Here is a 25,396-nt window from a genome sequence, read left to right on the forward strand (position 1 = left end):
CGCACACTAAGGAGAGACATGACACGCACCATCGTTCACCTCGTGCGCCACGGCGAGGTCCACAACCCGGAGAAGATCCTCTACGGTCGCATCCCGGGCTATCACCTGTCCTCGCGCGGGCATTCCATGGCGGCGCGCACCGCGGAGTCTTTCCGCGACCACGATGTGACCTACCTGGCGGCCTCGCCGCTGCAGCGCGCCCAGGAAACCGCGCGGCCGATTGCGCAGGTAACGGGGCTAGACGTGGACGTCGATAAGACACTCATCGAGTCCGGCAACCGCTTCGAGGGCCTGCGCACAAAAGGCCTGCGTTCCGCGCTGTGGAACCCGCGCCGCTGGCCGCTGCTGGTCAACCCGCTGGAGCCCTCGTGGGGCGAGCCCTATGAGCAGATTGCCGAGCGCATGCTGGGCTCCATCGAGCGCGCCCGCACCGCCGCAGCCGGCCACGAGGCGATCTTGGTCAGCCACCAGCTGCCCATTGTGATGGTGCAGCGTACCGTGCTGGGCCAGCGCCTGCCGCACGCGCCGTGGAATCGCGAATGCGACTTGGCCTCGGTCACCTCTTTGCTTTTTGAGGATAACCAGGTCACCGATATCTTCTATTCCGAACCGGCGCAGGAGATTTAATGGCACTACAACGCAGGCGCGCAGTCGGCGCGGTGCTTGCTGCGGTGGCGGTAGCGCTGCCGCTTGCCGGTTGCTCGCAGGACTCCGATAAAGCGCAAAACGCGGTTGCTACCGGCGGCAACTTCGAGTTCATCACGCCCGGCGGCGAAAAGGTCATCAACTACGAGGAATCTGAGCGCAAGCCGCTGCGCACCTTCTCTGGCGAGGATGTGCGCGATAGGGATAAGACCATTTCCCTGGAGGACTATGACGGCGAAATCGTCGTGCTCAACTCCTGGGGCCAGTGGTGCGCTCCGTGCCGCGCCGAGGCCGATGACTTACAGGAAATTCACACCGAGCTGCAAAAACGCGATCTTGGCACCGTGCTGGGCATCAATGTGCGCGACTATAACCCGCAGGTGTCCAATGACTTTCTCAAGGATAATGGTCTGACCTACCCCTCCATCTACGATCCACCATTTAAGACCGCGGCGGCCCTGGGCGGCGTGCCCACCTCCGTGGTCCCGACCACCATCGTCTTGGACAAACAACACCGCCCGGCTACGGTCTTCTTGCGGTCCATCACCGCTCAAGATGTGATGGACGTAGTGGACAAATTAGAAAAGGAATAAATGGACAACGCAGCGAGCATCGGCAACTCTTTTGCCGAGGCCGCGACCTCCGGCCCACTCATTCTGGGCCTGTTCGCGGCCGCCGTGGCGGGGCTGGTGAGTTTTGCCAGCCCGTGCGTCGTCCCACTGGTGCCTGGCTATATTTCCTACCTGGCCGGCGTGGTGGGCGGCGAGGTTACGTTTGACGGTGAGTTGGGGGTGGGCGTCGGCAAGCGCAGGCAATGGGCCGTGGTACTGGCCGCCGCCTTGTTTATCCTGGGATTTACCGTGGTTTTCCTGCTGGCGACGGTTTCCGTATTCGGCGCGATTTCCGCGCTCCGGCTCAATGAGGAGACGCTCATGCGCATCGGTGGCGGCGTGACCATCCTGATGGGTGTGGTTTTCCTCGGCGCGATCCCGGCGCTGCAGAAGGACACCCGCATGGCGCCGAAGCGTTGGACCACCTGGCTGGGTGCGCCGCTGCTGGGCGGGATTTTCGCGCTGGGCTGGACGCCGTGCCTGGGCCCAACGCTGGCCGCCATTATTTCCGTATCGGCCGGCACCGAAGGCATGACGGCCGCGCGTGGCGTGCTGCTCATTATCTTTTATTGCCTGGGCTTGGGCCTGCCGTTCCTGCTGGTGGCGCTGGGCTCTGCGCGGGCGATGCGCTCGATTTCGTGGGCCCGCAAGCACTCGCATACCATCCAGATAATCGGCGGCGTGGCCATGATCCTCGTCGGCCTGGCCCTGGTAACCGGCCTGTGGGGCGAGTTTATTAGCCTCATCCGCCAGTGGACCGGCAACTTTGGCGCAACCCTGATTTAGGAGAGACGTGAAATATTTCCGCAAAGCCTGGCATTGGCTGACCAGCATGCGCACGGCACTGGCGCTGCTTTTCTTGCTGGCGCTGGCCGCGATTCCCGGTTCTTTGCTGCCGCAGCGCGATCTCAACGAGCAGAACGTGCAGGACTTTATTGAGTCCAATGGCAACGTGGCGAAGATCTACGACAAGCTGCAGCTTTTCGACGTCTTTTCTTCCGTCTGGTTCCAAGCCATCTTCGTCCTTCTCGCTATTTCCCTGGTTGGCTGCATCCTGCCGCGCTCCTGGGATCACTATAAGGCGTGGAAGACCCCGCCGACGCGCGCCCCGAAGTACCTCCACAAGCTGCCGCTGGCGGCCGAGGGGCACTCGGAAAAGAGCGAGGAGGAACTATCCGCGGAAATTACAAAGCGCCTGAAGAGGTGGCGCGTGGCCGAGTATTCCCCGGAGAAGGACCGTGCCGGCGTGCATACCTTTTCCGCGGAGCGCGGATACGGCCGCGAGCTAGCCAACCTTATTTTCCACGTGGCGCTGGTAGCCATCTTGGTCACGGTTGCCGCCGGCAAGCTGGTCAACTACGAAGGCCAGGTCATCGTGGTCACTGAGTCTGGCTCGCAGGGCGGCGACCAGACCCTGGATCAGTCCACGGAGTTCTGCAATACCTCTACGTCCAACTTCGACTCCTTCCGCGCCGGCCCGCTTTTCGACGGCACCGGGCTCCACCCTTTCTGCCTCGTCGCCCATGACTTCGCGGCCGAGTACCTGCCGAACGGCCAGGCCGAGATGTTTACCTCCAACGTCTCCTACGCGGAGGGCGATGAGATCTACAAGGATGACTCCGAGTGGAAGGATTATGAGCTCAAGGTCAACCATCCGCTTCGCCTGGCGCACAACCGCGTTTATTTGCAGGGCCACGGCTACGCGCCGACGGTCACGGTGGAATGGCCCAATGGTGAAAAGCGCACCCAGACCATTCAGTTCCAGCCGAATGACACGACCTTCTTCTTGTCCTCCGGCGCGATGCGCTTCGACCCACCGGCAGGCATGCACCCGGATCTCTATGACCGCCGCCAGAACCAGATCGCCATCCAGGGCCTGTTTGCGCCCACGGCCGAGTGGGCCGGCGAGAACGGCAAGCTGCTGCAGTCCGCATACCCCGGGCTGCAGGATCCGGCGATGGCCATCGATATCTACCGCGGCGATGCCGGCCTGGACACCGGCACCCCGCAGTCCTTCTTCTCGCTGGACCCGAACCTGGTGCAGTCCGGCCAGCTGCAAAAGATTGACCGCGTGAACCTCAACCAGGGCGAGGACGTCACCCTGGACGATGGCACGAAGATCACCTTCGACGGCGCCAGCGAGTTCGCCAATTACCAGGTCTCTTATGATCCTTTCCAGAAGTGGGTGCTGGCCTCCGCGCTGGTGATGCTCATATCCTTGGTGGGATCGCTGATAATTAAGCGCCGCCGCGTCTACATCCGCTTGCGGCCGAACGCGGCCGGCGGCACCGACGTGGAGATGGGCGGGCTTGCCCGCACCGACCGCGCCGGCTGGTCCGAGGAGTTCCACGAGCTGCACCGCGCGCTGCTGGAGCTGCCGGACCCAGACGAGGTCGAAGAAGACGAACTTTATACCGACGATTAGCGCTCCGGCCCGATCCAACAAAAGTTGGATTGGGCCGTTTCGCTGAGTAAGGTAATCAGCACTTATTCCGCACGTGTGAAGGCTAGGAGCATTCATGCAGATCGATCAGAATCTGTCTAATTTCTCGGATATCGCGGTGCAGACCGCCTTTGTGGTGTACTGCGTCGCGCTCTTTTTGTCGCTGTTTTACTACGGCCGCATGCAGGGCATCATCGAGGGCCGCCGCGCCGTGAAGTCTGAGGCCGCGAAGGTCTTGGTGGGGGCGGGCGCTGGGGGCGTCGACAAGCAGAGCTATGCCGGCGAGGTTGCCCAGTCTTCTTCCGGAATCACGGCCGATGAGCTGAAGGAAAAGGAACGCAAGGCCGATAAGCTCGGCGGCATGACCAGCGCGCTGATGTGGGTGGGCATTGCGTTGCACGCAGCGGCGATCGTGCTGCGCGGCCTGGCCACCGGCCGCTTCCCCTTTGGCAACCTGTACGAGTACGTGCTGATGGTGAGCTTCGGCGTGCTGCTGGTGGGTAATATGGCCATGCAGCGCAAGGAATGGCGCACCGTGTGGCCGTGGTTGCTTACCCCGACCCTCGCGCTGATGTTTTATGGTTCCACCAAGCTCTATGCCGAGTCCGCCCCGGTGGTGCCGGCGCTGCAGTCGCACTGGCTGCCCATCCACGTCACCGTGGTTTCTTTGGGCGCGTCCATCGGTATTATCTCCGGCATTGTCTCGCTGCTGACGCTGTTCCGTATGGCGCAACCGAAGCATGCCGAGCATGGCTTCTTCGGTGCGGTGGCCCGCCCGCTGCCTTCTGCCGCAAAGATTGACCAGCTGGCCTACCGCCTGGCTGTTATCACCCTGCCGACCTTGGGTCTGGGCATCATCCTGGGGGCCATCTGGGCCGAGTCCGCCTGGGGCCGCTTCTGGGGTTGGGACCCGAAGGAGACCGTATCCTTTGCCACCTGGATCCTGTACGCCGCGTACCTGCACGCGCGTGCGACGCCGGCCTTCCGCAAGGCGGCGCCGTGGATCAACGTCATGGCGATGGCGCTGATGGTCTTCAACCTGTTCTTTATCAATATGGTCGTCTCCGGCCTGCATTCCTATGCGGGGCTGAACTAGATGGCGGAGCATAATAGCCCGCGCCATAAGCAGGGCAAGCCGGCCGGCGATAATGCGGTGATTTTGGGCCTTGGCGCCCAATTCGCCGAGCGCCGCCGCGAGTTGGGCATTTTGCAGCAGCAGCTTGCCGACGCCGCCGGTATCTCCCGCTCCACCCTCCACACCATCGAGCACGGTGGTGCGGGCGTGCGGTGGGAAAAGATCACCGCCGTGGCTGAGGCCTTAGGCCTAGAGATGCGCTTCGTGCCGAAGGAATCCTAGTCCTTCTCGCCGTCGGCGTCGCGTTTGCGGCGCTGGCGGCGCTTTTCTTCTTCTGCCTCCTGTGCGCGGCGCTGCTTGAAGCGCTCCTTTTCCAGTTTCCAGAGGAATTCCTCGTCATCATCGGGGCCTTTGATAGCGCGGGGTTGTTCCACCTCGCGCTTTTTCCATGTCGAGGGCCCGAAGGCCTTCCAGACGAGGTAGGCGGCGAGGACAAAGAGTAGGAGGAGGATTATTCGGCCCATGCGTGCGATTCTACCTGCACCGCGTACAATCAACCCCCATGACGCATAACCCTGAGCCACCCAAGCCGGACCCAGAACTGCGCCGCCGTTCGCGCGCGGCGCTGTGGAAGTACGGGCTCGCCCGCGTAGTGCTTTTTATCGCTTTGACCGCGGTGATCGAGATTTTGGCCATCGCCATCGGCTTTGCCATCCCGGTGCTCGTTGCGGCGCTGCTGGCGCTCTTCGTGGCGCTGCCGCTATCGATGCTGATCTTTAAAAAGTGGCGCATCGAGGCCACTCAGACGCTGGCCGAGTACTCCGCCCAGCGCAAGGCCCACAAGCGCTGGGTTCAGGCGGAGCTGGAAGGCCGCGCCGCCCAGGACTAGACGATGATGAGTGCGGCGGCCTCGATAACGGCCCACAGCAGCATCGCGCGGCCGGTCAGGCCGAGCACCGGGATGAGCTCTGGGCCTTGGGTGCCGCGGTTGACGGTGCGGATGGCGCGCAGCGCAAGGGGGAAGTAGACCAAGCCAGCGAGCGCGAGCCAGCTGCCGAAGGCGATGCCAATGGTCAGCAGGAATGGCAGCAGGAGCAGCACCGTAAAGAGCAGGCGCGCCTTCTCGTTGCCGAGGCGCACGGCGAGGGTAATCTTGCCGGTCTCGGCGTCGGAAGGAATATCGCGGATATTATTGACTAAGTTCACCCCGGAGCTCATCGCGCCGATGCCCACGGCCAGCGCGAGGCCCGACCACGACAGGCGGCCAGCTTGCGTGAATTCGGTACCGAGCACGGCGACCAATCCGAAAAAGATAAAGACAGCAACCTCGCCGAGCCCGCGATATCCATACGGGTTCTTGCCGCCGGTATAAAACCACGCGCCCGCGATGCATAGCGCGCCCACTAGGATGAGCCACCACGCGTGCGCTGCAAAGGACAGCGCAATGCCGGCGAGCCCAGCCACGGCGAAGGCGGCGAAGGCCGCGAGTTTCACCTGCTGCGGGCGGGCCAGGCCACCGCCGGTCAGGCGCTGCGGACCGGTGCGGTCATCGTCGGTGCCGCGGATGCCATCGGAATAGTCATTGGCATAGTTCACGCCGATGATAAGTGCCCACGCCACGATGAGGGCGAGGAGCGCGCGGCCGAAGTGCGCGCCGTCGGCAGCCGCTGCGGCACCAGTACCAGCGATGACTGGGGCGAAGGCATTAGCCCACGTGTGCGGGCGTGCGCCTTGGAGCCAGTCTTTGGCAGTTGCGGGATAGGCAGAAAGTGACATGTCAGTTATTGTGCCACGCCACCGCGGGCATGCTGTGCACAAGGGACGCACACGGCGGATATATAAAAGCCACGGGTATGGCGGAAGCGCGTCGTACGTACCCAAGAAAGGACGGCTGTGGGCCACACCCGTGACAAAAGTTCAATGCGTTGAACTTTCTTAAAGTTATCATGTGAATCGCTCGCGGGGCAAGGCCTTTACTACGATGAATGTCATGCATTTAAGCGATCTCCCTGAACGTACCCAGGACTACCTCAAAGTCCTGTGGGACCTCTCCGAGCACTCCGGCGGCGCGCCCATCGCGCTCAAGGAGCTGGCGGGGCGATTGAACCAAAAGGTGCCCACGGCGTCGGAAGCCGTAAAGCGTCTCGTTGCCCAAGGGCTGGTGGAACATGAGCGCTACGCTGGCGTTTCGCTGACCCCAGAGGGCCAGGCACTGTCCATGGGCATGGTCCGCCGCCATCGTCTCCTCGAGACCTTCTTGGTCAAAGAGCTGGGGTACACCTGGGACGAGGTTCACGAGGATGCCGATCTCCTCGAGCATGCATGCTCCGATCGCTTCATCGATCGACTCGATCAGCACCTGGGCCATCCTCAGCGCGATCCCCACGGCGATCCCATCCCCGACGCGCAGGGCAGCATCGAGGACCTTGGCACGCTCACGCTTGACGACGTCCCCCTTCACACCCCTGTCACCATCGAGCGGGTATGCGACGGAGACACCGAGCTGTTGCGCTACCTCGACAGCCATGGCGTCGGCCTGGGCGTCGAGGTCGTAGTCGATTCCCGCGTTGCGGGCCTGCTCAACCTGCACGCAGGGGACGAGGAGTTCTCTCTTGCGGAAGTCGCGGCCGCCGACGTGACGGTGCGCGCTAACGAAGTCTAATCAGTTCTTAAAGAGCCCTGCGACACCACGACGGTCCACCTTGCCGGGGCCGGTCAGCGGCATCTCAGCAATGCGGATAATCTCGCGCGGAATCTGCCACCGAGGCAGGTCATCGAGCGCTTCGAGGATGTCGGTGCGCGAGGCCCAGCCGGTGTAAGCTGCGGCGATCATCTGGCCAAGACGTGGATCAGGGATGCCCACCACGCATACACTGTCGACGCCCGGTACCTGCAACAAGAGCTGTTCCAGTTGTTCTGGGTGCAACTTCAACCCGCCCGAGTTGATGATGCTGTCCAGACGTCCAGTGACGGTGAGTTGACCGTGGGCGTCGAGCTCCCCGGCGTCGGAAGTTGCGAACCAGCCACCGACGAAGTCGCGCGATTCCACATTGCGGTAGCCCTGCGCAATGGTCGGCCCGCCCAGGAAAATGCGGTTATCTTCCCCGATGCGCACCTCGGTGCCGGGCAGGGGAGTGCCGTTGTAGACGCAACCGCCCGCAGTCTCCGAGGAGCCATAGGTGGTTACCACGGTGATGTCGAGCTTGCGCGCAGATTCCAATAGCTGGGGATGTGGCGCTGCTCCACCTACCAGGATGGAGTTGAAACGGCGCAGTGCTTGGATGCCGTCCAGCGAATCGAGTGCCTTGTGCAGCTGCATCGGTGTGAGCGCGGTGTACATGCGGTCCTCGGTGTGGGCGAGTTCTTCTGCTGCGCGGGCGAACTCGGTGATGTTAAAGCCTTGGGACAGGTCGAGGCACAGTGGCTCCACACCCGCCACCAACGAACGCACGAGCACCTGGATGCCCGCGATGTGGTGGGCGGGCATGGCCAGTAGCCATTGGCCGGGGCCACCCAGGAAAGAATGGGTGGCATCCGCACTCGCCACCAGGTTAAGCGGGCTTAGCTGCGCACCCTTCGGTGTGCCCGTGGAACCCGAGGTGGACACCACCAAAGCAATGTCCTCAGCAATCGATTCGCCCGCGCGCATGTGGTTGCGCAGCAATTCCGTCCGCGTGCGGTCCGCTGCGGGAAGGGGTAAGAGCGTGGTCTGCCCAGCGATGGCCTTCTCGAGGTCATCCAAAATTCCTGCGGGATTGCGGGGATCGACTGGGAGTGGGGCGAGGATATGAGTCACGAATAATCAGGTTACCCGGGCATATCGCTCGTCCCGGGAGGCGGCGCGCCGGGCGTTTAGAGCAAGGCCCGCAGCCCCATGCTGAGCAAATAGAACACACCCGCCAGCACCGCGATGCAGCCGCCCGCCGACAAACTGAGTGCGGCCGCCAGCAAGAGCCCGCCGCATGCCAGCGCAATGCCCGCGATACCGGCACCGAGCATGAGCTGGGTCGGGCGCTTGATCCACGGCTGCAACGCCGCCGCCGGGGCTACCAGCAGCGCCAGGGACAAGATAGTGCCCACCGCGGGAATCACCACCACCATGGTCACGCTGATAAGCGTGAGGGTAAGCAAGTCATAGCAGCCGGGATTTCCACCTTGTGCGCGGAAGGACGTCTGGTCGAAGTAGAAGGAGACCAACGTCCGGCGAAATGCTACCAGCACGCCAAGGCTGACCACCACCAGGGCGCTGACAAACCAGACATCCTGCGCATTGACAGTGGTCAGCGAGCCCACGAGAAAGCTATCCACGTGGATAGGTAGCGGTTGGAACCAGCGCAGCAACAAGATGCCCAGGGAGAATCCCAGGGTGAGCGTCACGCCGGCGGCAGCGGTCGAAGAAATGCCCTCGACGGTACTCAACCACCGCATAAGCCAGGCCAAAGGTAGGCAGAACAGTGCCGCGCCCACCATCAAACCCGTGGAGAGATCCAAGCTCAGAAGGTTGGCCACCACTACGCCGAGCACCGCGCCGGGGAAGATTCCGTGCGACAGGCTCTCGGCGAAAAAGACGCGCTTGCCCATGACCATCAAGGTTCCAACCAAGCCAGATAAACATCCCACAGCAATGGCCTCAAGGAGGGGCATCCGCAGGATCTCTGGATCAAGATGAGACAGTCCCATTAGCTAAATACCCCCTTCAAGCCCGCTAGCGGCACGGTGACAACCAGCATCAAGCTGACGATTGCCTGCGGCGAAATCTGGTGCGCGGTTTGGGACAGCATGATGGCAAATCCCACCACCACTGCCAGCGTGGACAAGCCCGCAGCCCAGAAGCACATGCTGCGCGGGGATCCTGCGATCAAGCGCGCCGAGAGGCCTGGAATGACAATAAAACCGATAACCAGCAACACACCCACTGCCGAGCTAGCCGCCACCACGATTAGGCCAACCGCGACATTCGCAATGAGCTCATAAGCCGCCACGTTGACGCCCATGGCGCGGGCCGCTGCTGTATCGAAAGCGACGAGAATCTGCATGCGCCAGGTTGTCAGGATGAGCAGTGCCGCAATCACGCAGAGCGTGACGGAGGTTGCCAGCCTGGACTGCGTGACGTCGAGAAGCCGGCCAAACATGAGCGCCTCCAGCTGCCCGGACTTGTCGCCATAGGCCAAACTGATGACCACGCCGATGCCGTACATGAAGGTCAGCACCACGGCCGTTCCGGCTTCTATATCCAGCTTCCGCGCTGACTGGCGCCGCCCAGAACCCAGAGAAGCCAGCACCAGCACCGTCACCGTGGCCACCGCGGCCGCACCCGGCACGATGCCCGGGATGCCGCCCACGATGAGCCCTACCACGATGCCTGGAAAAACCGAGTGCACGAGGGCTTCCACCGTAAATTCCATGCGGCGGAGATTAACGAGGACGCTAATGACAGCCCCCACAATCGATAGGCACAGCAGGAAGAGGAAGGCATTGCGCAGGTACGGGGCGAAGAGAATCTGCTCCATTACAGTCGCGCACCTTGCTCCATATAGGTTTCCACTGCTTCCTCGGTTCCCATGGTGTGGACCTTGCCGTCGAGCACAAACGCCGCCCAGTCGCAGGTGTGCTGCGCCAAGATGGGGTCGTGAGTGGAGACGAGCAGGGCGATTCCTGCTTCCTTGAGATCCGCAATGATCTGAATCAGGATTCGGCGGCTTTCTTGATCAAGCCCGTTGAAGGGTTCGTCGAGAAGCACCAGCTCCGGGGCCGAAACCAACGCGCGCGCGATGAGCACGCGCTGGCGCTGCCCTCCCGAGAGCTGGCCAAACCGCGTCTCGGCGAGGTGCTCCATCCCCACTTGTCGCAGGGCATTGAGTACATGGCCGCGATAGCTACGCATGCTCGTGCACCTATGCCACCAGCTCACTGATGGCAAAAGGCCCATTTCCACGACCTTGTAAGCCGTGACGGGAAAACTCAGGTCGGAGTCTTGGTACTGCGGGACGTAGCCGAGCGAGGCGTCGATGGTGGCCATGCCGCGCAAGGCAGCCAGGCCAGTGATTGCCTTGAGCAGCGTAGACTTGCCCGCGCCGTTGGCCCCCAGGAGCGCCACGGCCTCGCTCGCGCGGATCTCAAGATCAACGTCGGTGAGGATATCCCGGGCGCCATAGCCGCAGGTGGCATTGCGCAGAGTGATTAATGGGGAAGACATATAGAGCTACTTGCGCTTGGCGACGTCGAATGCCTGCAGCGATTCCGGCAACGGTTGCTGTTCGGAGTCCCAGGCGCTGACCAGGGTGTTGATGTTGTGGACGATGGATCCGATGTAGGTCTCGCCCTCACTGCCTGGCACACCTAGCGAGTCGCCGTACAAAGCGTCGTCGGATGTAACCGCCTTGACGCCTGCGGCGCGGGCGATGGCCTCGATGGACTTCGAGCTGTTGGAATTCTCCGCAAAGATGGCCTTGGCACCGGACTCGCGGATCTGCTTTGCCTGCTCGTCGATGTGGCGCGAGGTGGCGTCCTGCTGGTTGTTGAAGTCAGACAGTGCGGAGCCGATGAACTTCACGCCGTATGCGTTTGAGAAGTAGCCGAAGGCGTCGTGGGAAGAGAAGAGCACGCGGTCTTGCTCAGGAACTGCGGACATGGAATCGCTGGCCCACTTGTCGAGGTCCTCCAACTGGTCGGTGTACTTCTTGCCGGCGGCGGTGAAGGCGTCCTTGGCCTGCGGGGAGGCCTGGGACAACGTGTTGACGATGTTGTCGACCTGAATCTTGGCCTGCTTCGGGGAGGTCCACACGTGCGGGTCGTACTTGAATTCTGGGGCCTCGCCGTCCTCCCCCGGGAAAGGCCACGGGCGCGGGCTCACGTGCTCGATGCCCTCGTCGATGGTGTACTTGCCGTTGCCATCGCCCATACCTTCGCTCTTGACGCCCGAGGTCACGGCCATGACGCCGTGGAAGCCGGAGGAGTCCACGGCTTGGTCGAGGAAGTGCTCGAGGTCGACTCCGTTGACGAACATGTAGTCGGCCTGGGAGAGCGCCTGCATCTGCTGTGGGGTCATCTCGTGCTCGTGGGCGCTGGCGTTGGGGGCGAGCAAACAGGTGAGGTCGAGGGTCACTGGGCCCTCGCCGGAGTTGGTCTCCGCACCCTGGGAGTCGACCTTGTGGAGCTTGAGGCCGCCGGCGGCTACCTGGGTGAGGTAGTCGCAGATCTGGGTAGTCGTGGCCACGGCCTTGACGGTGTCGCCGTCCTTCGGCTTTGCAGCGTCGATGGATTCCTTCGAGGCGCTGCAAGCGGCGAGGCTGGCGCCGAGTGCGAGGGCGCAGGTGCCTGCGAGAATGCGCTGTAGGGGCCGGCGTGGGGTGCTGTGATTTGAGCTCATAATGAACTTCCTTTGTATTAGGAGAAGTGAACTCAACAAACACTAGCACCCTTGAACTAGATTGTTCAACGTAATGAACTTAGGTGGTCCTATCTCTCCCTTAAGCTGCCAAAATTTAAAAATGCCTCTCACTTCAATGAGTGAAGTGAGAGGCTAGGAAGCGGTGGCCTTATTTGGCTACTTTTGCCTTTTTGCTGAAGGGGAGCTGATCCAGGGAGCGTATGCCGGGGCCGGCGGCGAGCATCAGGCCCGCGACGGCGACGGTCCATTCGGAGAACTTTTGCCAGCCCTGGGCGATGAGAATTACGCCCAGGGCGACGCGTGCTGCGAGCATGACGAATGAGTTGCAGAGTTTCATGTTCGACACTTTAAGTATTAACTATGGGCATGTCCACAATTGCTTGAGATGTCTCACTCCGGTCCGAGGGCGTCCCACGCCATTTACTCCGCTACATGTATGGATTGCGCGGGGTGTCCTCCTGATCGAAGGGACGCTCCCCGCTGTCCTGCGCATCCTTGATACGCTTGAGCATCCACACTCGCGAGACGATGACGCCCGCCAGTGCAAGTGTGGCCAAGCCGATGGCGAAAATCCACATCGTGCTAACTCCTGGCTAGTAGTAATACGGGAACTGCTCCCACTGCGGGTCGCGCTTTTCGAGGAATGCTTCTTTGCCCTCGACGGCCTCGTCGGTCATGTACGCCAGGCGGGTCGCCTCGCCGGCGAAGACCTGCTGGCCCATGAGGCCGTCATCGGTCAGGTTGAAAGCGAACTTCAGCATGCGCTGGGCTGTTGGGGACTTGCCGTTGATTTCGCGGCCCATCTGGATTGCGGCGTCTTCCAAGTCGGCGTGATCGACAACCTCATTGACCGCGCCCATCTCATACATCCGCTGGGCATCATAGGTGCGACCCAAGAAGAAGATCTCGCGGGCGAATTTCTGGCCCACCATCTTAGCTAGGTAGGCCGAACCATAGCCGGCATCGAAGGAACCCACGTCCGCGTCCGTCTGCTTGAAGCGCGCCTCCTGGCGGGAGGCGACCGTCATATCGCAGACCACGTGCAGCGAGTGTCCGCCGCCGGCCGCCCAACCATTGACCACGGCGATAACCACCTTGGGCATGGTGCGGATAAGGCGTTGGACCTCGAGGATATGTAGGCGGCCGCCTTCCACCTTCTCGCGGGCGGTGTCCACGGTGGATTCATCCGCGGTGGCGTCATCATGGGCGTGCTCGGTGGCGTAGCGGTACCCGGAGCGGCCGCGAATGCGCTGGTCGCCGCCCGAACAAAAAGCCCAGCCGCCATCCTTGTCGGACGGACCATTGCCGGTGAGCAAAATCGTGCCCACATCCGGCGTGCGGCGGGCGTGGTCAAGGGCGCGGTAGAGCTCGTCTACGGTATGCGGGCGAAAGGCATTGCGTACCTCCGGGCGGTCGAAGGCGATGCGCACGATGCCGTTCTTACGGCCCTCGCCGTTGAGCCGGTGATAGGTGATATCCGTGAGGTCTTCAAACCCCTCTACGGAATGCCACAATTCCGGCCGAAAGGGATTATCGGTGCTGTATTTTTTCTGCTCGCTCATAACGGCCAGCTTAGTGGCAAAAGAAGAATAGTCCCCATTCCCAACCCTCACCCACACACGCTGCCCAGCAGGCCGGTAATAATCAATACGCGATACTGCGAGGTTGTTGCCCCGCATAATACCCGTGTACGCCATACCAGCGCGGTACTCCATGCCATGGGGAGACTCGAACTCCCCGCCCCTTAAAGCGCTAAAGGGGGCCAGGGTCCCAGGATTTTCCCCTCCAGGGTGGGGGCCTGCTCGCTGCAGGTGTGTGGGCTACCATCGCGCGCTTTAGGCAGCGCGCGATATGACTATCCGTTTTTCAGTTCGGTATTCCAGTTCAGCTGCTGGATGCGGGTATCCAGCTCGCGGTACTGCTTAGACAAATCATCGACGCGCTTGCGCAGATCCGCCACCGGGATGGTGGAGACAAACTTGATCTCGGTGCGGGAATAGCGATCCGAGCGCGTGCCCGCCCGCTGCGCTAGGTCGTGGTAGATGCGGCGCTTGCGCAAGAGGCCGTCGCGAAGCGCGAGGGCTTCCATCAAGTTCCTCTTCTCATCAAAGGCGGTGGCGATATTCGTCGCATTGATGGCCTGCACCAGCTCATCGATGCGCCCGGCCACGCCGTCGAGCTCGCGCAGCAGCTCCTGCGGATCCTCATCCGGGGTATCGCCCTCCTGCACGCGGGCCACGGTGAGCAACCGCTCGTGCAGGCTATTGAGGCGCTCCTGTGCCTGGGCGCGCTCCGCCAATGCCTCAGCTAGCAGCATAATTCCTCCTTTATTGGTATGGGTTCCCAAAATAGCGCAGAGCGGGGGAGGGGTCAATGGCCGGCGGGCGCTACCATGAAGGCCATGCATATCGATGACGTCCTCGACCGCGCCCACGTAGTCTCCCTCCCGCTCGCCGTGCGTTTCCGCGGCATTACCACTAGGGAGGCCCTGCTCATCGAGGGCCCGGCCGGCTGGGGCGAGTTCGCGCCCTTCCTGGAATACGGCCCGGCCGAGTCCGCCGCGTGGCTGCGCGGCGGGCTCGAGGCCGCCTACGAGGGATTTCCGGAGCCGGTGCGCGATTCCATCGAGGTCAACGCCACCATCCCGGCCGTACCTGCCAGCGAGGTTCCGGCCGTGGTGGAGCGCTACCCCGGCTGCCGCACCTTCAAGATCAAGGTGGCGGAGAAGGGGCACACGCTTGCCGACGACGCCGCTCGCGTCCGCGCCGTCCGCGACGCCGTCACCCACCGCGGCGATATCCCTATCCTGCGCGTGGATGCCAACGGCGGCTGGAGCGTCGATGAGGCGGTTGAGGCCGCGCAGATGATGATGCCGCTGGACTATATGGAACAGCCCTGCGCCACCACCGAGGAGCTCGCCCAGGTCCGCGGCCGCCTTATGCGCGCCGGCCTCTTTGTGCGCGTCGCCGCCGATGAATCCATCCGGAAGGTCGCCGACCCTTATCGCGTCGCCGAGTTGCAGGCCGCGGATGTCGCCGTGGTCAAGCCCGCCCCGCTTGGCGGCGTACGCCGCGTCCTCGAAGTGGCCCAACACCTGCGCCAGCGGCATATGGATATCACGGTGGCCTCCGCGCTCGACACCTCCATTGGCATCAACATGGGCCTCGCGGCCGTCGCCGCCCTCCCGCGCATCTACGACGACGAGGACATCGACGTCACCCCAGCCGCCGCCGGCCTTGCCACCGGCTCCCTTTTTGAAGAAGACGTCACCGCCCCGCGCCCGCTTATCGATGGCCACCTTCCCGCCGATATCCTAGCCCCCGACCCAGACCGTCTCGCTGCGCTCGCCGCCCCCGCCGACCGCCGCGACTGGTGGTTCGATCGCGTTCGCGCCTGCTGGCCGCATCTTTCTGAATCGCACGTTTCTGACTAGGGCCTAGAGCAAGCTCTGGTGAAACCTCCACGCCGGGGTCGCCAGCGCCCGACGCACCTTTTGCGGCCGGCTCTTTAGCCCGCGCACGCTGCGCCGATGCGCCACCGTTTCCTGCACCGTCTCCACCACTAGTTTGAGGTGGTAGTCGGTGCACTCATCCGTAAACTTCAGCGGCGCCCATCCGTGCTGCACCGCGTGATTGGTCTTCCACGTCCCGATGAGGAATTCCCGGTGATTATTCTCCGGCGCGTGATAATAAAGCGAGTCCAAGTCCACCACCGTCGTCCCCGCTTCGAAGCCTAAATCCCAGGTATACGGCCCAAGCCGGAAATTTGGCACCGGCTTGAGCCCCACCCGCCGCATCTCGTGGTACATCCGCTGCTCCCATTTCGACGCCGTCCCCACCGGCGCCTGCTCCGCCAACTCGCGCACCGCGTCCCTTTTCTTACTGATCACCAGCTCTAAATCGGCCGCGAACCTCCCCCTTCCGTTGAGCCCGCGGTAGGCCTGCGCCAGTGCCTCTTTGAGCAGCCACTCGCTGCAGCGCTCGAAGCTCAATGCATCTGCTACCGCCTGTGCCGGCAACGCCATCCTTACACCCTTTATCCGATTCGCCGGCACCGGCCGCGACCTCACCGTATACACCACATCATCCGCTCGAATCCGGCAGTTTTTATCCACCCGGATCACCGCCGGCAGCTGCACCTCGCATAAGCCATAGGCCGCGAGCGCCGCCGTCCCCGAAAACACCGCATCCGGATAAAGCTGCGCCACCGCGGCTACTTTATCTTTCGCGCTCGCCTCTGCAGCGATATAACAGTTGCGCCGCAAGCGCAAAAGTGTTCCCCCACTAATCCTGCTGCGGATTTGATAGTCAGTAAGGCCTAAATCTAGTAATTCATTTCTCGTCCACATGACTCATTGGACTGGAAATCTTCCGGAAAGGTTCCACCTTCCTAGTTTCAACGATTTCGTCCATCTAGAACACCTAAACCGTCGACGGTTTTCGCCATATGGGTGGACGAAATCGTTGAAAGCCGGTGAACCGCTAGAGAGAACCGTTAAAAAACTGCTGTCAGGCTTGAGACTGCCCAACCTGCCACCTGTGAGTACGCTGGAAGGCATGTCTACTATCAAGGTTCGCGATGCTCACCTGCACAATCTGCGCAATGTCGACGTCGATATGCCCCGCGGCAAGCTCGTCGCGGTCACAGGTGTGTCTGGTTCGGGCAAATCTTCGCTGGCGTTCGGTACGATTCACGGCGAAGGCCAACGCCGCTACCTTGAATCGGTAGCACCCTTCGCACGCCGCCTCATTAGCTCGGCTGTCGACCCACAGGTCAGCCAGGTAGAGGGCCTACCGCCGACGGTCGCACTGCAGCAATCGACCTCCGGCGGCGGAGCGCGCTCTACGGTGGGCACGGTGTCCGCGCTCTCCAATAGCGTGCGCCTGCTTTATTCGCGCGCCGGGGATAACCCGGAGGGCCTATACTCCGATTCCTTCTCGCCCAATACCCCGGAGGGAATGTGTCCGCAGTGCCACGGCACAGGCGTGGTGCATGAGCCGACCGAGGACTCGATGGTCCCGGATCCCACCCTCTCCATCGAGGAAGGAGCCATCCAAGCCTGGCCGGGCGCCTGGGCCGGCAAGAACTTCCACGACATTTTGATGAACTTGGGCTATGACCTGGATTCGCCCTGGCAAGAGCTGCCGCAAGAAGACCGCGACTGGATCCTCTTCACGGAAGAGCGCCCCGTCGTCACGGTCAAGCCCTTGCGCGGAAAAGATCAGATTCAACGCAATTATGAGGGCACGTGGCGCTCGGTGGCCAGCTACCTCAATAAGACGCTGGCGGAGACCCAATCGGATACGCTGCGCAAGCGCACCCTGTCCTATATGGAATCCCGCGAGTGCGAGACCTGTGGCGGCCGCCGCCTCAACCCGGCCGCGCTGAAGGTGACCTATGCGGGCATGCCTATCGATGAGCTGGGCGCGCTGCCGCTGGATAGGGTGCATGAGGTGCTCAGCAAGCAGAACCCGGAGGAGAACTCGGCCGAGGATTTGTTGCTGCGGCAGATTTTGCCCGCGTTGACTTCGGCGCTGGAGCTCGGCTTGGCGCACCTCAGCCTGGATCGACCGACGCAGAGCCTGTCCGGTGGCGAGATGCAGCGCATCCGTTTGGCGGCGCAGCTGCGCTCCGGTCTCTTTGGCGTGGCGTATGTGCTCGACGAGCCCTCGGCCGGCCTGCACCCCGATGAGCGCGATGCGGTCATGGATATGTGCCGCCGTTTCATCGCGGCCGGCAACTCCGTGCTCTTGGTGGAGCATGACATGGATTTGGTCGCGCAGGCGGACTGGCTCGTTGACGTCGGCCCGCTGGCCGGCGAGTGCGGCGGCAACGTGGTCTATTCGGGCCCGGTCGCAGACTATGACGCGGACACCCCTACCGCCAACGCGCTGGCTCACCGCACACTCGCGCTTGCCGACGACCCCCGCACTCCCTCCTCCCACCTCGCCCTCCGCGGCATCAACGCACGCAGCATCGACAATTTGGATGTGGACTTTGGCTTGGGCCAATTCACGGCGGTCGCCGGTGTCTCCGGTTCGGGCAAGTCCACCCTGGTCAGCACGGTGCTGGCTGGGCTGTTGCGACAGTCCGCTACGGCCGTTTCCGATGAAGAGGAGACCGAGGACAAGGGCTGGTCCGTAGAGAGCACGGAGGGCTTTGACCGAGTAAAGCGCGTCGTGCAGATTACCCAGAAGCCCATCGGCCGTACCCCGCGCTCCACGCTGGCAACCTACACTGGGCTTTTCGATAACGTCCGCAAGCTATTCGCCTCCACCGATGAGGCCAAACAGCGCAAGTGGACGGTCTCGCGCTTTTCTTACAACGTAAAGCAAGGCCAGTGCCCCACCTGCGGCGGCGCAGGCAAGATCGAGGTGGAGCTGGTCTTCTTGCCGGGCTCGTACACCACCTGCCCGGAGTGCGGCGGCGCCCGCTTCAACGACGAGACCCTCGAGGTGACCTGGCAGGGCCGCACCATCGCGGACATCTTGGAGCTCACCGTGGATGAGGCCGCGGAGGTCTTCGCCGAGAAAGAAAAGATTTACCGCGCCATTGCTACGCTGCAGGCCGTCGGCCTGGGCTACCTCCGCTTGGGCCAGGGCGCGCCGGAGCTGTCCGGCGGCGAGGCCCAGCGCATCAAGCTGGCCACGGAGCTGCAACGTTCTCGCAACTCGCGTCGCGGCCACACGGTCTACCTGCTGGACGAGCCCACTACGGGCCTGCACCCAGCCGATATCGACCTGCTCAATACCGAACTGCACAAGCTGGCGGATGCGGGCCATACGGTAATCGTCGTCGAGCATGATCTTTCGGTCATGGCGCATGCGGACCGCATCATTGAGATGGGCCCGGGCGCTGGCGAAGATGGCGGCCGCATCATCGCGGATGCCACCCCGGCGCAGGTCGCTGCAGAGGATACCGCCACTGGCCGTGCCTTGAGCGCACGCCGAGCGCACTAAGCGGCGAGCCGCGGCTTCCCTGTTAGCTGTGGGAGACCTCTCTGGGATCTCACAGCAAAATGGGGTAGAGGTAGAGGGTATGACTTCTAAAGGCCCTCATGGCGATAATAATGAAACCCGCAGCTGGTCTAGCCCGGCGGATGATGCCACGCGCCAGATAGGCCGCGTGCCCGATAAAGCCGCCGGCCCCAGCCGCGACCAAGCGCGCCGCGAGCACCCCAAGCAGTACTTCCCAGGCGAGCAGCAGCCGCAGAATGAGACTCGTCAATTCGATGCGGCCGCCGGCTACCAGCAGGGCTCTGGCTATCAGCAGGGCTACGGTCAGCAGCAAAGCTACGGCCAGAACTATCAGCAGCCGGCCGGGCAGGCCTATGGCCAGCAATACGCGCAGCAGCCCGAGTACGAGCCGGTGCCGTCGAACTACGATCCGGACCAGCCGGAAAAGCGCAAGAAGAAGAGCGGCGGCGGTGGCGCCATGGCCGGCGTCTTCGCGGCCATCGCGGTACTTGCAGTGCTGGCTGCGGCGGTCCTGTTTTTCCTGTGGCGCAATGCCGCGGACGAGGCGGATAAGCCGGAACCCCAGCCGGTGACAGAAACGCTGACCACGGAGGTTCCCACCACCGTGACCCAGACCGAAGAGCCGGATTCGCAGGATGAGAACTCCAATAATCTGCCGAAGCTGCCGGACTTCCAGAATGACCTGCCGTCCGATATCCCGACCGAGCTGCCGCCAGAGGTACAAGACCAGTTGGATAAGGGCAGCGACGTGGACGTTGAGGGCCTCCTTAATGACCTCCTGGGCGGCGGCGAGCAGCCGGCCAACCAGAACTAAGCGCCCAGCACCTGCCCGGTAAGGGAAATGGCGCGCGGGCAGGTAAAATCGGGCGGCATGAATGAATCGATGCAGTTGGCTGAGAAGGTAGCCGCCCAACTGGCGCGCCACCTCACGGATGTCGTCCTGTGCCCTGGTTCGCGCAATGCGCCGCTGTCGCTGGCGCTATTGGCGCGTGATGATATCCGCGTACACACCCGCCTGGACGAGCGCGGGGGAGCGTTTACCGCCCTGGGCATGGCGCGGGTGCAGCGCCGCCACGTGGGCGTGGTGATGACCTCGGGAACTGCGGTGGCCAATACCTTGCCGGCCGTGGTGGAGGCGCACTATTCCCATACGCCGCTGGCCATCATTAGCGCGGATCGGCCGGAGCGCCTGGTGGGCACGGGGGCGTCGCAGACCATCGAGCAACAAGGCATCTTCGGCGTCTATGCGGATACCACCCAGGTCACCGGCGCGGACGATATCGCGGCGATGGCCCAGCGTTTCCGCGAAGACCTACAGGTGCACATCAATGTGGCTTTTGATGCCCCGCTTGTCGACGACACCCTGCCAGACCACACCTCCGGCGACGGCGTGCGCGAGCCCGCACCAGCCTTTGTCGACCACGGTGAGGTGGCCGTGGATTTGAGCAAGAACACCCTAGTCATTACGGGTGACGAGGCCTGGGAGGTAGAAGGCCTCCAAGATGTACCGACCATTGCGGAGCCGAGCGCGCCGGGTCCGTATCATCCGGTGCATCCAGCGGCGGCGCATATCTTCCGCAAGGCGCAGGTCTCCGCGAATGATTATGTGGTCAACACCAAGGTGGAGCAGGTCATCGTCGTGGGGCACCCGACGCTGCACCGTGGGGTGTTAGCGCTGATGAATGATCCGGATATTGAGCTAGTGGTGCTCTCGCGCACCAAGGACTTCACCAACCAGCGCGGCGACGAGGCCCGGCTTGGCACCACCGTCAAGGTCACCGGTGAGCCGAGCCGCGAGTGGATGAAGATCTGCGAAGGCGCAACCGATATGGCTGGACAAGCGGTGCGCGAGACCCTCGAGGATGAGGAACTGGGATTCACTGGGCTCCACGTCGCGGCCGCGGTGGGCGATACGCTCTCCGTCAATGACACCCTGGTGCTCGGCGCCTCGAACCCGGTGCGCGATGCCTCCATGGTGGGCCTGCCTTTCGACGGCGTGGATACCTACTCGCCGCGCGGGGCGGCCGGCATCGACGGCACCATCGCCCAAGCCATCGGCATTTCCTTGGCCACACAATCGCTGGATCCCACCAACTGGCGCGCCCCACGAGTAATGGCGCTCATGGGGGATGTCACCTTCTTGCACGACGCAAATAGCCTGCTCATCCCGGAAGACCAGGCGCGACCGGAAAACCTCACCATCGTGGTGGCCAATGACAATGGCGGCGGCATCTTCGAGACCCTGGAACAAGGCGCCGATGCGTTGCGCGAGTCCTTCGAGCCGGCGTTTGGAACGCCGCATGGGGTGGACGTCGGCAAGCTGGCAGAAGCCTACGAGGCAGACTACCGCGAGGTGACCACCCCGCAGGAGCTATTGGATACGCTGGCGGAGCTGAAGGAATACTCGACCGGGATTACCGTCGTGGAAGCCAAGACCACCCGTGCCACACGCCGGGCGCTCAATGAGAAGCTCACCGCAAAGGTAGGCCAGTAAGTGGCCCCGCCGCAGCACAAGCCGCACGCGGCCGTGGTGCCGCGCTATACGCCCGCGGTCTATCGTCGCCGCCTGCACCAGCTGACACTGGCGCTGTACCTGGCTGCGCTGGTGGGCGTGGTGGGCATGGTCATCGGGCCGGCGCTAAATGACCACGCCATCGCCAGCCACCCTGCGCGCGCTTTGGCCACGGTCAAGGATGTGGGCATGCTGCGCACCACGGTGGATTTCCAAGACAGTGAAGGGATTTACCACACCCCACAGCACGGGCTGCTCTATCCCAGTGGGCTGGGCGAGGGTCAGCAGGTGTGGGTGCACTACGCCCAGGACGACCCAGACCTGGTCAAGGTTGAAGGCCGCGAATGGACGCTGGCCATCATCCCGGCGCTCTCGGTAGGAGTGGTTGCCACGCTCATCGCGGCCGTGCTGTGGAAGCTGATTAGCTTCTTTACCCGCCGCGCGGAGAAATAATTAACCAAGATTTTCCGCTGGCTTCACCATAAACTTAAGAAGATGGGCCATGATGGTGGCATGCGTGTTGCGATCGTGGCTGAATCCTTCCTCCCCAATGTCAATGGTGTGACCAACTCCGTGCTGCGCGTTTTAGAGCACCTGCACGAGACCGGCCAAGAGGCCATCGTCATCGCGCCGGGCGCCCGTGAGGGACAAGAAGAGATTCCGGACTACCTAGGATTTCCCATCTACCGCGTGCCCACCGTGCGCGTGCCGCTGGTGGATTCGCTGCCGGTGGGCGTGCCTACCACGGCGGTCGATGAGGCCTTGCGCGACTTCAAGCCGGATATCATCCACCTGGCCAGCCCCTTCGTACTCGGCGCGGCGGGCGCTTTCTCCGCCCGCCAGCAGCGCGTGCCGGCCGTGGCGTTGTACCAGACCGATGTTGCCGGATTTGCCACCAAGTACCATGCCTCCGCGCTGGCCTATGGAGTGTGGGAGTGGCTGCGCACGATTCATAACTCCTGCCAGATGACGCTGGCACCGTCCTCGCTGACCATCCGGGACTTGGAAAAGCACCACATTAAAAACGTGCGTCACTGGGGTCGTGGCGTGAACGCAGAACTTTTCCACCCCTCCAAGCGCTCTGAGGAGCTGCGCCGCAGCTGGGATCCGAGCGGCACCAAGAATGTGGTGGGATTCGTTGGTCGCCTCGCCGCGGAAAAGGGCGTGCACCGCCTCTCGGCGCTCAACGGGCGCGAGGATATCCAACTGGTCATCGTGGGCGATGGCCCGGAGCGTCCGCTGTTGGAGGCGCAGCTTCCCGGCGCAGTCTTTACCGGTGCCCTTTCTGGCGAAGACCTCGCCGCCGCCTATGCTTCCTTGGACGTCTTTGTCCACGCCGGCGAGTTCGAGACCTTCTGCCAGTCCATCCAGGAGGCGCAGGCCTCCGGCGTACCGACCATCGGGCCGCGGGCAGGTGGCCCGGTAGACCTCATCGATGAGGGCTATAACGGCCTGCTGCTGGAGGTAAAAACCTTTGTGGAAGACCTCCCCAATGCGGTGGATGCTCTGCTCAATCCGGAGATTCACCAGGAGATGCGGGACAATGCCCGCGAGTCCATTTCCTCCAAGACGTGGAAGGCGCTGTGCGAGCAGCTCGTGGGCTATTACGAAGAGGTGCTGGAGGATACTCGCCGGGTGCCGCTGACCATTTTGGGCCAGCGTCCGGAGCTGCCGCGGTGGGCGGCTCGTGCCCTTGGTGCCCGCGTAGCCTAGACTGATCATTTGTGTCTAAGGCAGATCTGGATAAAAAGCCCTTCGATGTGGCGCGCATGTTTGACGCCGTGGGCGAGAAATACGACCTCACCAATACCGTGCTGTCCTTTGGGCAGGACGCGCACTGGCGCAAGCGTACCCGCGAGCGTTTGAACCTGAAGCCGGGCGAGAAGGTCCTGGACCTTGCAGCGGGTACCGCCGTGTCCACCGTGGAACTTTCCAAGTCCGGTGCGTGGTGCGTGGCGTGTGATTTCTCCCGTGGCATGCTGGCCGCCGGCCGTGAGCGCGACGTGCCCAAGGTGGCTGGCGATGGCATGAAGCTGCCGTTTGCGGATAACACCTTTGATGCCGTGACCATCTCTTATGGCCTGCGCAATATTCACGACTTTGAGCTCGGCCTGCGCGAAATGGCGCGCGTGACCAAGCCGGGCGGGCGCCTTGCGGTGGCGGAATTTTCCACCCCGGTGGTACCGATTTTTGGCACCGTGTACAAGGAATACTTGATGCGTCTGCTCCCGCCGGTAGCGCGCTTGGTTTCTTCTAATCCGGAGGCATATATCTACCTCGCGGAATCCATTCGCGCGTGGCCTGGGCAGGAGGAGCTCGCCGCGGTTATCAATCGCAATGGCTGGGCCGAGGCCGGTTGGCAGAACCTTACCTTCGGCATCGTGGCGCTGCACTCGGCGGTAAAGCCAGCCTAGGCGCTGCTCCGCCCGTGCCTGGGGGAGCAGGGGTTAAGCCGCGGTCGAATCCCAGAGTGGCGTATCGCGGCGAAGGGACGAGACCGTGCGGCCGGCGGCGCGCCAGGTGCGTGCGATGAGGTCGCGGTCATCGTCAGTAATGAGGTTGCCCATCAGGCGCGCGGCGGCCGGCATGAGTATGCGGCCAATGGGCCCGCGCAGGGCCAGTGGACCAGCCAGCGGTAGGAACTGTGGGTAGGTCAACAGGCGCGCGGCCGTGCGGGCCAAGAGGAAGGACTCGCCGTAGTGCTCGCGCAAGACGGCCGGCCAGGCCAGGGTGAAATCCTTCGGGCCGAGCAGGGCTACGGCCAGCGCGGCGGTCTCCAAGCCATAATCGATGCCCTCGCCGTTGAGGGGGTTGATGCAGGCCGCGGCATCACCAATGATCATCCAATTGGCGCCGGCCACGTTAGACACCGCGCCGCCCATGGGCAGTAAGGCAGAGGTAACGTGCTCAATTTCCCCGAGTCCCCACTCGGGGCGCTGTTGGGCGGCGTAGAACTCGAGCAGCTTCTTGGTGTTGATCTTGGCGGGGCGCTGCGCGGTCGACAACGCGCCGAGGCCGATATTGACCTGGCCTAGCTCGGAGCCGAGCGGGAAGATCCAACCGTAGCCGGGTTGCACCTCGCCTTCTTCGTCCTTGAGCTCAACGTGGGAGTGCATCCAGGGCTCAGTGGCATGCGTAGAGGAAGCATAGGAACGCGCGGCGATGCCATAGACCTCCTCGCGATGCCAGGTGCGGCCGAGCTTCTTGCCAAAAGTAGAGCGCACGCCATCGGCCACGATGATCCACTTGGCATGCACGGTGGCCTCACCCACGCGGAAGGAGGTCACGCGGTTGCCCTCGAGCACCGGATCGGTGGCGGGGGTGCCGGTGAGGAGGGTGGCGCCGGCTTCCCGGGCGGCGTCGGCAAGCAGGGCATCAAAGCGGAAGCGCGGCAGGGCCGTGCCCACTTGGGAGGGATAGGTCTCCGGCCAGGGCGCGGTAATATCACCGCCGTATCCGTGCAGCTTCAGGCCGCGATTGCGATAGGAGGCGTTGACCGCAATGCCGAGCTCAGCAAGCTGGTGCATCGCGCGCGGGGTAAGCCCGTCGCCGCAGGTTTTATCGCGGGGAAACGTCGCGGAATCAATAAGGAGGGTGTCATAGCCGGCGCGTGCGGCATGGATCGCGGCGGCGGCTCCGGCCGGCCCAGCGCCAATGATGGCGACCTCGACATAGGTTTGGGAATCGATCTGCTCCGACATGAGGACTATCATTGCATGAGTTCGACCCCTCGAGTGTGTTTA

At 62.9% G+C, this 25,396-nt stretch carries 28 protein-coding genes; 15 read left to right on the plus strand and 13 right to left on the minus strand.

Features of this window, described 5'->3' with window-relative positions; all coding sequences use genetic code 11:
* Positions 1–18: 18 nt before the first annotated feature.
* The 6 genes from BJ985_RS09790 (at position 19) to BJ985_RS09815 (ending at position 5,056) form a co-directional block, all read left to right on the plus strand.
* Complete coding sequence (locus BJ985_RS09790) at positions 19–627, plus strand: histidine phosphatase family protein (protein ID WP_179387341.1); 609 nt, start codon at positions 19–21, stop codon at positions 625–627.
* Positions 627–1,238 (plus strand): TlpA disulfide reductase family protein, encoded by a 612-nt coding sequence (locus BJ985_RS09795; RefSeq protein ID WP_179387342.1) that lies wholly within the window; start codon positions 627–629, stop codon positions 1,236–1,238. The genes BJ985_RS09790 and BJ985_RS09795 overlap by 1 nt, the downstream gene beginning before the upstream one ends.
* Positions 1,239–2,042, plus strand: a complete 804-nt coding sequence (locus BJ985_RS09800; protein ID WP_179387343.1) for a cytochrome c biogenesis CcdA family protein — start codon at positions 1,239–1,241, stop codon at positions 2,040–2,042. It abuts the gene before it with no gap.
* Between the two features lie 7 nt (positions 2,043–2,049).
* Positions 2,050–3,681, plus strand: a complete 1,632-nt coding sequence (locus BJ985_RS09805) for a cytochrome c biogenesis protein ResB (RefSeq protein WP_179387344.1) — start codon at positions 2,050–2,052, stop codon at positions 3,679–3,681.
* Positions 3,682–3,775: 94 nt separating this feature from the next.
* Entirely contained in the window at positions 3,776–4,795 is a 1,020-nt protein-coding gene (gene ccsB / locus BJ985_RS09810; protein ID WP_179387345.1) for a c-type cytochrome biogenesis protein CcsB, read from the plus strand.
* On the plus strand, positions 4,796–5,056 hold the full coding sequence (locus tag BJ985_RS09815) for a helix-turn-helix domain-containing protein (RefSeq protein ID WP_005322968.1): 261 nt from the start codon (positions 4,796–4,798) through the stop codon (positions 5,054–5,056).
* On the opposite strand, the gene BJ985_RS09820 is transcribed toward BJ985_RS09815, so the two are convergent.
* Positions 5,053–5,298, minus strand: coding sequence for a hypothetical protein (locus BJ985_RS09820; RefSeq protein WP_179387346.1), 246 nt, complete (start codon positions 5,296–5,298; stop codon positions 5,053–5,055). The genes BJ985_RS09815 and BJ985_RS09820 overlap by 4 nt on opposite strands.
* Positions 5,299–5,336: 38 nt before the next feature.
* Between BJ985_RS09820 and BJ985_RS09825 the strand changes: the two genes are divergently transcribed.
* Positions 5,337–5,663 (plus strand): DUF4229 domain-containing protein, encoded by a 327-nt coding sequence (locus BJ985_RS09825; protein WP_179387347.1) that lies wholly within the window; start codon positions 5,337–5,339, stop codon positions 5,661–5,663.
* Here the strand turns inward: BJ985_RS09825 and BJ985_RS09830 are convergent.
* Entirely contained in the window at positions 5,660–6,550 is an 891-nt protein-coding gene (locus tag BJ985_RS09830; RefSeq protein WP_179387348.1) for a 1,4-dihydroxy-2-naphthoate polyprenyltransferase, read from the minus strand. The genes BJ985_RS09825 and BJ985_RS09830 overlap by 4 nt on opposite strands.
* Positions 6,551–6,764: 214 nt before the next feature.
* Here BJ985_RS09830 and BJ985_RS09835 point away from each other — a divergent pair, with 214 nt between their 5' ends.
* Entirely contained in the window at positions 6,765–7,436 is a 672-nt protein-coding gene (locus tag BJ985_RS09835; RefSeq protein ID WP_034656208.1) for a metal-dependent transcriptional regulator, read from the plus strand.
* Here the strand turns inward: BJ985_RS09835 and menE are convergent, their stop codons facing one another.
* The 9 genes from menE to BJ985_RS09880 form a co-directional block, all read right to left on the minus strand.
* Positions 7,437–8,570, minus strand: a complete 1,134-nt coding sequence (menE, locus tag BJ985_RS09840) for an o-succinylbenzoate--CoA ligase (RefSeq protein ID WP_005322961.1) — start codon at positions 8,568–8,570, stop codon at positions 7,437–7,439. It lies immediately after the preceding gene.
* A gap of 56 nt (positions 8,571–8,626) precedes the next feature.
* Positions 8,627–9,454: a metal ABC transporter permease gene (locus tag BJ985_RS09845; RefSeq protein ID WP_179387349.1), complete on the minus strand. Its 828-nt coding sequence runs from the start codon at positions 9,452–9,454 to the stop codon at positions 8,627–8,629.
* On the minus strand, positions 9,454–10,284 hold the full coding sequence (locus BJ985_RS09850; RefSeq protein ID WP_049377866.1) for a metal ABC transporter permease: 831 nt from the start codon (positions 10,282–10,284) through the stop codon (positions 9,454–9,456). Before BJ985_RS09850 ends, BJ985_RS09845 begins: the two co-directional genes overlap by 1 nt.
* Positions 10,284–10,970, minus strand: a complete 687-nt coding sequence (locus tag BJ985_RS09855; RefSeq protein WP_005322958.1) for a metal ABC transporter ATP-binding protein — start codon at positions 10,968–10,970, stop codon at positions 10,284–10,286. The genes BJ985_RS09850 and BJ985_RS09855 overlap by 1 nt, the downstream gene beginning before the upstream one ends.
* 6 nt (positions 10,971–10,976) lie before the next feature.
* The gene (locus BJ985_RS09860; RefSeq protein WP_049377867.1) at positions 10,977–12,143 is read right to left on the minus strand and encodes a metal ABC transporter substrate-binding protein; all 1,167 of its coding nucleotides are present in this window, start codon (positions 12,141–12,143) and stop codon (positions 10,977–10,979) included.
* Between the two features lie 169 nt (positions 12,144–12,312).
* On the minus strand, positions 12,313–12,501 hold the full coding sequence (locus BJ985_RS09865) for a hypothetical protein (RefSeq protein ID WP_005322954.1): 189 nt from the start codon (positions 12,499–12,501) through the stop codon (positions 12,313–12,315).
* 91 nt (positions 12,502–12,592) lie between these two features.
* Positions 12,593–12,742 carry a hypothetical protein gene (locus BJ985_RS09870; protein WP_005322953.1) on the minus strand — a complete coding sequence of 50 codons (150 nt, stop codon included), beginning with the start codon at positions 12,740–12,742 and terminating at the stop codon, positions 12,593–12,595.
* Positions 12,743–12,757: 15 nt separating this feature from the next.
* Entirely contained in the window at positions 12,758–13,726 is a 969-nt protein-coding gene (locus tag BJ985_RS09875) for a 1,4-dihydroxy-2-naphthoyl-CoA synthase (RefSeq protein WP_179387350.1), read from the minus strand.
* A 293-nt stretch (positions 13,727–14,019) separates the two neighbouring features.
* Positions 14,020–14,481, minus strand: a complete 462-nt coding sequence (locus BJ985_RS09880; protein ID WP_005322951.1) for a DIP1984 family protein — start codon at positions 14,479–14,481, stop codon at positions 14,020–14,022.
* Between the two features lie 75 nt (positions 14,482–14,556).
* On the opposite strand from BJ985_RS09880, the gene BJ985_RS09885 reads away from it, so the two are divergent.
* Positions 14,557–15,597: an o-succinylbenzoate synthase gene (locus BJ985_RS09885; RefSeq protein ID WP_373366776.1), complete on the plus strand. Its 1,041-nt coding sequence runs from the start codon at positions 14,557–14,559 to the stop codon at positions 15,595–15,597.
* Between the two features lie 3 nt (positions 15,598–15,600).
* Here the strand turns inward: BJ985_RS09885 and BJ985_RS09890 are convergent, their stop codons facing one another.
* Positions 15,601–16,428 (minus strand): hypothetical protein, encoded by an 828-nt coding sequence (locus BJ985_RS09890; protein WP_236587045.1) that lies wholly within the window; start codon positions 16,426–16,428, stop codon positions 15,601–15,603.
* 292 nt (positions 16,429–16,720) lie between these two features.
* Between BJ985_RS09890 and BJ985_RS09895 the strand changes: the two genes are divergently transcribed.
* The 6 genes from BJ985_RS09895 (at position 16,721) to BJ985_RS09920 (ending at position 24,067) form a co-directional block, all read left to right on the plus strand.
* Positions 16,721–19,123 carry an ATP-binding cassette domain-containing protein gene (locus BJ985_RS09895; RefSeq protein ID WP_179387353.1) on the plus strand — a complete coding sequence of 801 codons (2,403 nt, stop codon included), beginning with the start codon at positions 16,721–16,723 and terminating at the stop codon, positions 19,121–19,123.
* A gap of 79 nt (positions 19,124–19,202) precedes the next feature.
* Positions 19,203–19,955 (plus strand): hypothetical protein, encoded by a 753-nt coding sequence (locus BJ985_RS09900; protein ID WP_179387354.1) that lies wholly within the window; start codon positions 19,203–19,205, stop codon positions 19,953–19,955.
* 57 nt (positions 19,956–20,012) lie between these two features.
* Positions 20,013–21,635, plus strand: coding sequence for a 2-succinyl-5-enolpyruvyl-6-hydroxy-3-cyclohexene-1-carboxylic-acid synthase (gene menD, locus BJ985_RS09905; protein WP_179387355.1), 1,623 nt, complete (start codon positions 20,013–20,015; stop codon positions 21,633–21,635).
* A complete protein-coding gene (locus BJ985_RS09910) occupies positions 21,636–22,106 on the plus strand; it encodes a DUF3592 domain-containing protein (RefSeq protein WP_080971157.1) in 471 nt (156 codons plus the stop codon).
* A 60-nt stretch (positions 22,107–22,166) separates the two neighbouring features.
* Positions 22,167–23,366: a glycosyltransferase family 4 protein gene (locus BJ985_RS09915; protein WP_034668267.1), complete on the plus strand. Its 1,200-nt coding sequence runs from the start codon at positions 22,167–22,169 to the stop codon at positions 23,364–23,366.
* 11 nt (positions 23,367–23,377) lie between these two features.
* Positions 23,378–24,067: a demethylmenaquinone methyltransferase gene (locus BJ985_RS09920; RefSeq protein WP_005322922.1), complete on the plus strand. Its 690-nt coding sequence runs from the start codon at positions 23,378–23,380 to the stop codon at positions 24,065–24,067.
* Between the two features lie 33 nt (positions 24,068–24,100).
* On the opposite strand, the gene BJ985_RS09925 is transcribed toward BJ985_RS09920, so the two are convergent.
* Positions 24,101–25,366 (minus strand): geranylgeranyl reductase family protein, encoded by a 1,266-nt coding sequence (locus tag BJ985_RS09925; protein WP_179387356.1) that lies wholly within the window; start codon positions 25,364–25,366, stop codon positions 24,101–24,103.
* Positions 25,367–25,396: the final 30 nt, after the last annotated feature.

It is taken from the genome of Corynebacterium tuberculostearicum, from assembly GCF_013408445.1.
Lineage (GTDB): Bacteria > Actinomycetota > Actinomycetes > Mycobacteriales > Mycobacteriaceae > Corynebacterium > Corynebacterium tuberculostearicum.